Annotated in this window: 5 protein-coding genes; 3 read left to right on the top strand and 2 right to left on the bottom strand. The window is 59.8% G+C overall.

The window, feature by feature from the left end:
• Window positions 1-208 precede the first annotated feature (208 nt).
• Both KGA89_RS04090 and KGA89_RS04085 read right to left on the bottom strand, forming a co-directional pair.
• The gene (locus KGA89_RS04090) at window positions 209-997 is read right to left on the bottom strand and encodes a VacJ family lipoprotein (RefSeq protein WP_223470673.1); all 789 of its coding nucleotides are present in this window, start codon (window positions 995-997) and stop codon (window positions 209-211) included.
• Entirely contained in the window at window positions 990-2288 is a 1299-nt protein-coding gene (locus KGA89_RS04085) for a hypothetical protein (RefSeq protein WP_003204449.1), read from the bottom strand. The genes KGA89_RS04090 and KGA89_RS04085 overlap by 8 nt, the downstream gene beginning before the upstream one ends.
• 422 nt (window positions 2289-2710) lie before the next feature.
• Between KGA89_RS04085 and KGA89_RS04080 the strand changes: the two genes are divergently transcribed.
• The 3 genes from KGA89_RS04080 to KGA89_RS04070 all read left to right on the top strand — a co-directional run bounded on the left by KGA89_RS04080 (window position 2711) and on the right by KGA89_RS04070 (window position 5849).
• Window positions 2711-3565, top strand: coding sequence for a glycine betaine ABC transporter substrate-binding protein (locus KGA89_RS04080; RefSeq protein WP_100263935.1), 855 nt, complete (start codon window positions 2711-2713; stop codon window positions 3563-3565).
• A 317-nt stretch (window positions 3566-3882) separates the two neighbouring features.
• Window positions 3883-4194, top strand: coding sequence for a DUF485 domain-containing protein (locus KGA89_RS04075; protein WP_003204445.1), 312 nt, complete (start codon window positions 3883-3885; stop codon window positions 4192-4194).
• On the top strand, window positions 4191-5849 hold the full coding sequence (locus KGA89_RS04070; protein ID WP_100263934.1) for a cation acetate symporter: 1659 nt from the start codon (window positions 4191-4193) through the stop codon (window positions 5847-5849). Before KGA89_RS04075 ends, KGA89_RS04070 begins: the two co-directional genes overlap by 4 nt.
• Window positions 5850-6000: the final 151 nt, after the last annotated feature.

Genomic DNA, 6000 nt, shown 5'->3' with positions numbered 1-6000 from the left:
GGGATTGTCGCGGGGGCGGTGGTGTTGGTCGGTGTGCTGGCGGTGGGCAAGATCTGGAAAGCGCTGAAAGGCTAAGACTGACAACACATAACCCCTGTGGGAGCGAGCTTGCTCGCGATGAGGGCCTGACATCCAACATTAATGTTGCCTGACAGACTGCTATCGCGAGCAAGCTCGCTCCCACAGTGGGTTTTGGGGTGGCCGAAGGTTATTCGGCAATCTGCAACTTGCGCGACTCGGTGTACACGTAACGCACCTTCTCATACTCGAACGGCGAGTTCAGTTGCCCATAGCGGAAACCGGTCTGGTAGCGCTTGTCGATGCCGCGCAGAAGCAGCAGCTCCGGGTGGTTGGAACTGACTTCGGAGACGTTCAGGTAGTTGATCGCCGATTCGGCTGTGTAGTCCACCAGCAGGCCTGAGGTGTCGCGCAGGTTCGACGGGCCGAAGATAGGCAACACGAAGTAGGCGCCGCCCGGTACGCCGTAGAAGCCCAGGGTCTGGCCGAAGTCTTCGCTCTGGCGCGGCAGGCCCATGGCGGTGGCTGGGTCCCACAGGCCGGCGATGCCGACGGTGGTGTTGAGCAGCAGACGCGCCGTGGTTTCCATCGAACGCTTGCCCTTGAATTGCAGCAGGCTGTTCATCAGGTTTGGCACATCCCCCAGGTTATTGAAGAAGTTGCTGACCCCGGTGCGCACGAAGCTTGGCGTGACGTAGCGGTAGCCATCGACCACGGGCAGGAATACCCATTGGTCGAAGCGGTAGTTGAAGTGGTAGACGCGGCGGTTCCAGGACTCCAGCGGGTCATAGACGTTCAGGGCGTTGAGGGTCGAGCGCTCGAATTCGCGCTGGTCCAGGCCAGGGTTGAACTTGAGCTTGCTCAGCGGCTCCTTGAAGCCGTCCGAATCCACCACCACAGGCGCATTGGCCTTGCTGTTGTCGGCGTGGACCATGCCCGTACTCATTAACGCAGCGATAAGCAGCAGATATTTAGCCACGGAAGAACTCCAGCATGGCGTCGCTGTTGACGCGGTAGTTAAGGTTGCCGCAGTGGCCGCCCAGTGGATAAACCGTGAGGCGATCGCCAAAGGTCTTGCGCAGGAAGCCCAGGTCGCCCGGGCCTAGGATGACGTCGTCGGCATTGTGCATGACGGCAATCTTCGGGCTGTCGTGCAGGTAATCTTTCAGCGCATACAGGCTGACCTGGTCGACCAGTTGCAACAGGCTGCCTCCGTCAGTGCGCGCGCGCCACATCGGGATCACCTGCTCGGTGAGGTAACAGTCGAAATCGCATTGCAGCGCACGCTTGAGAAACGGCGTCAGGCTGGTGCTTTCGGTAATCGGGAACTTGGGCGGGATGATCAGCCCGCGGCGGTTGATCAGGTCCGAGGTGAACGCGATGTCGGCGGCCGAGAAACGGAACGAGGTGCCGATCAACATGGCCATCTGCTCGTTGCTCAGGTGTTGCTTGGACTGCTGGAAGTCGTAGAGCAGGGCATCGTTGAGGTCGATGTAGCCTTTTTGCTGGAAGTAGCGCGTCAGCTTGTTCAGCACCAGTTCATAGAAGGTGGTGGTGTTGTTGATACCCTTCACCTCGGTCTGGACCAGTTTGTCCAGGTTGGTGATCGAGGTGTAGAGGTTCACCGGCGGGTTCAGCAGCAGCACCTTCTTGAAATTGAAGCTGCGCCGGGTTTCGTCCAGGTGTGCGACGAAGGCCGCATCCAGGGCGCCGAGGCTGTAGCCGGTCAGGTAGTACTCGGTCACGGGCAGCTTGGGGTTCTGCGCGCGCACGGCTTGCATCACCCGGTACATGTCTTCGGCGTCTTCCTTGGAAATGCCTGGCGTGGCGAAGCGCGAAGCGGCGCTCATGAAGTCGAAGCTGGTGGGCGAGGACAACTGCACCACGTGGTAGCCGGCCTTGTAGTAGAGGCGCTTGAGGTATTCATTAATGCTACTGTCAAAGCGCGCACCGGTGCCGGCGATCAGGAAAATCAGCGGCGCGGGTTTGTCCTGGGTGGCCATGCGGTATGTGAGGCTTTTCACCGGCCAGAAGTTGTCCGGCAGGATGAACTCGCGTTCCGGGCGCAGGGTCAGGCTGTGGTCTGCCTGGTTGATGTCTTCGATCAGCGGCAACTCCGGACGCAGGTCCGGTGGCGTGGTGGCGATGGTCGCCTCGAACGGGTTGGTCAAGGGGTAGCCATAGCTGGCGGCGTCAATATCTGCCGCCAGCGCGGACGCACTCAGGATAAGGCCGCCGAGAAGGGCAGCGAAGCGCAAGGAACGGAGCATGACTGGATCCCTTAGAGGAAGGTGCCGAATGAGGTTCGCAGGCTATGACCACCGAAGCGGAGCCAAGTGCCATGATGGGCACAAAACAGGCACGGACGGGGCGCGATAGTAGCGGGAAGATACACGGTCGTGGGTGCTGGCGGCTAGTTATCTGGCGTTTGCCGGATTTGACCGCAAATCTCACGTGTGGCGCTGGTACAAATGCCTGGAACTGAGAGCTGGCGTTCTGATGTCGTTTCTCGTTGCCTCGACGTCGCAGACAGAGCAGGTTCCGGATCGGAGCAGGTTGATGATCAACGAGTCAGTACTCCACTGGCGTTCAGACCGGTTTGAGGGCGAGCGTGATGGGGGCGCTGAGCATCATAACTATACGTTGACGCCGCCCGGCATCCGTCGGGCGCAGCACTTTCGGGGAAGTAACGATGAAGATGCGACGACTCTTGGGCGCAGGTGCCGCACTGGTACTGGCCATCAGTTCCACCTTGGCCAGCGCCGAAACCAAAACCCTGAGCATCGGTTACGTTGACGGCTGGTCCGACAGCGTCGCGACCACCCACGTGGCCGCCGAAGTGATCAAGCAGAAACTCGGTTATGACGTGAAGCTGCAAGCGGTCGCGACCGGGATCATGTGGCAAGGCGTGGCCACCGGTAAGCTCGACGCGATGCTCTCGGCCTGGCTGCCGGTGACTCACGGCGACTATTGGACGAAGAACAAGGACCAGGTGGTCGACTACGGCCCCAACTTCAAGGACGCCAAAATCGGCCTGATCGTGCCGGAGTACGTCAAGGCCAAGTCGCTCGAGGATCTGAAAACCGACGACTCCTTCAAGAAACGCATTGTCGGCATCGACGCCGGTTCAGGCGTAATGCTCAAGACCGAGCAGGCGATCAAGGATTACGACCTGACCGGTTATCAACTCAAGGCCAGTTCCGGCGCCGGCATGATTGCCGAGCTGACCCGTGCCGAGAAGAAAAACGAATCCATCGCCGTCACCGGTTGGGTGCCGCACTGGATGTTCGCCAAGTGGAAACTGCGCTTCCTGGAAGACCCGAAAGGCGTCTACGGCGCGGCTGAAACCGTGAACAGCATCGGCAGCAAGGAACTGGAGGCCAAGGCACCGGAAGTGGTCGCGTTCCTGAAGAAATTCCAATGGGCTTCGAAAGACGAGATTGGCGAAGTCATGCTGGCGATCCAGGAAGGCGCCAAGCCTGAAGCCGCCGCCAAGGACTGGGTTGCCAAGCACCCGGACCGCGTGAAGGAGTGGACCGGCAAGTAATCGGCCTGGTTTAGCTGTCCCGAAAAACCGCATGGCCGTGTGTCATGCGGTTTTTTTGTGCCCGCAATTCTGAGCGCAACGCAACCCCCTGTGGGAGCGAGCTTGCTCGCGATAGCGGTGTGTCAGCTTGCATCTACACTGACTGTGCTACCGCCATCGCGAGCAAGCTCGCTCCCACAGGGGAGGGGCTTGGTTTTTTTTGCGGAAAACTGGCAAAGCCGTCATGTCGTTCTAATACTAAGGTCGTCTGGAACCTGGCCTTGAGCCGCATAGAGTAGGGCTGTTCCAATTAAATCTGTGCTGCGAGGATAAAAACAATGAACGACAGCATTTACCTCTCGATTCAAAACAGCCCGCGCTTCAAGGAGCTGGTGAGAAAAAGGGAAAAGTTCGCCTGGATTCTCTCGGCGATCATGCTTGGGCTGTATTCCGGCTTCATCCTTCTGATCGCCTACGGGCCACACATTCTCGGGGCCAAGATCACGCCTGAGTCCACCATCACCTGGGGCATTCCCATCGGTGTCGGCCTGATTGTCTCGGCCTTCGTCCTGACTGCTATCTACGTACGGCGCGCCAACGGCGAGTTCGACGACCTGAACAATGCGATTCTCAAGGAGGCTCAGCAATGATCCGGCGTCTACTGGCTCTATTGAGCATCGCAGCGTTTGCCCCGGGCGCCTGGGCGGCAGAAGCCCTGACCGGTGCCGTGCAGAAACAGCCTCTCAACGTCTCGGCCATCGTGATGTTCGTGGTCTTCGTCGGTGCGACCCTGTGCATCACCTACTGGGCCTCCAAGCGCAACAAGTCGGCCGCTGACTACTATGCGGCGGGCGGGCGTATCACCGGTTTCCAGAATGGCCTGGCCATTGCCGGTGACTACATGTCGGCGGCGTCCTTCCTGGGGATCTCCGCACTGGTGTTCGCCTCCGGCTACGACGGTCTGATCTACTCGATCGGCTTCCTGGTGGGTTGGCCGATCATCCTGTTCCTGATCGCCGAACGCCTGCGTAACCTGGGTAAGTACACCTTTGCCGACGTGGCGTCCTATCGCCTTGGGCAAACCCAGATCCGCAGTCTGTCCGCCTGTGGCTCGCTGGTCGTGGTGGCGTTCTACCTGATCGCGCAAATGGTCGGTGCCGGCAAGCTGATCCAGCTGCTGTTCGGCCTGGACTATCACGTTGCGGTGATCCTGGTGGGCATCCTGATGTGCCTCTACGTGTTGTTCGGCGGCATGCTGGCCACCACCTGGGTACAGATCATCAAGGCGGTGCTGTTGCTGTCGGGTGCTTCGTTCATGGCCCTGATGGTCATGAAGCACGTCAACTTCGACTTCAACATGCTGTTTGCCGAAGCGGTCAAGGTTCACCCTAAAGGTGAGGCGATCATGAGCCCTGGCGGCCTGGTGAAGGATCCGGTCTCGGCCTTCTCCCTGGGTCTGGCGCTGATGTTCGGTACCGCTGGCCTGCCGCATATCCTGATGCGCTTCTTCACCGTGAGCGACGCCAAGGAAGCGCGCAAGAGCGTGCTGTATGCCACCGGCTTCATCGGTTACTTCTACATCCTGACCTTCATCATCGGCTTCGGCGCGATCCTGCTGGTCAGCACCAACCCGGTCTTCAAGGACGCGGCAGGTGCCTTGCTCGGTGGTAACAACATGGCGGCGGTGCACCTGGCCAACGCTGTGGGCGGCAGTATCTTCCTGGGCTTCATCTCGGCGGTAGCCTTTGCCACCATCCTGGCGGTCGTCGCGGGCCTGACCCTGGCCGGTGCCTCGGCGGTGTCCCATGACCTGTATGCCAGCGTGATCAAGAAAGGCAAGGCCAACGAGAAGGACGAGATTCGTGTCTCGAAAATCACCACCATCGCCCTGGCGGTGCTGGCGATCGGCCTGGGCATCCTGTTCGAGAAGCAGAACATCGCGTTCATGGTGGGCCTGGCGTTCTCCATCGCGGCGAGCTGCAACTTCCCGGTACTGCTGCTTTCGATGTACTGGAAGAAGCTGACCACCCGTGGCGCCATGATTGGCGGGTGGCTGGGCCTGGTCAGTGCCGTGGGCCTGATGATCCTCGGCCCGACCATCTGGGTGCAGATCATGGGTCACGAGAAGGCGATCTTCCCGTATGAATACCCTGCGCTGTTCTCGATGGCCATTGCCTTCGTCGGCATCTGGTTCTTCTCCATTACCGACAAGTCGGCTGAAGGTGCAAACGAGCGGGCGCTGTTCTTCCCGCAGTTCGTGCGTTCGCAGACTGGCCTGGGGGCGAGTGGGGCGGTTAACCACTGATGCGCCAGTAAGCTGCAAGCGTTGTGTTTGAAGAAATACCCCGGTCGAGAGGCTGGGGTATTTTTTTGTGCCGGGTTTATGAGGGGGTGCAGATCTGCCGCCATTGTCGGAACGCCGCCCGGAGCAAGCTCCCCCCCCCTGTGGGAGCGTA

The organism is Pseudomonas sp. A-RE-22, assembly GCF_019956035.1.
Lineage (GTDB): Bacteria > Pseudomonadota > Gammaproteobacteria > Pseudomonadales > Pseudomonadaceae > Aquipseudomonas > Aquipseudomonas brassicacearum.
This window is presented reverse-complemented; position numbering and strand designations above follow the sequence as displayed.

Bases quoted from the DNA above. Each gene is read 5' to 3' on its own strand.
- KGA89_RS04085 (WP_003204449.1), bottom strand. From the start codon at position 2,288: ATGCTCCGTTCCTTGCGCTTCGCTGCCCTTCTCGGCGGCCTTATCCTG.
- KGA89_RS04080 (WP_100263935.1), top strand. From the start codon at position 2,711: ATGAAGATGCGACGACTCTTGGGCGCAGGTGCCGCACTGGTACTGGCC.
- KGA89_RS04075 (WP_003204445.1), top strand. From the start codon at position 3,883: ATGAACGACAGCATTTACCTCTCGATTCAAAACAGCCCGCGCTTCAAG.
- KGA89_RS04070 (WP_100263934.1), top strand. From the start codon at position 4,191: ATGATCCGGCGTCTACTGGCTCTATTGAGCATCGCAGCGTTTGCCCCG.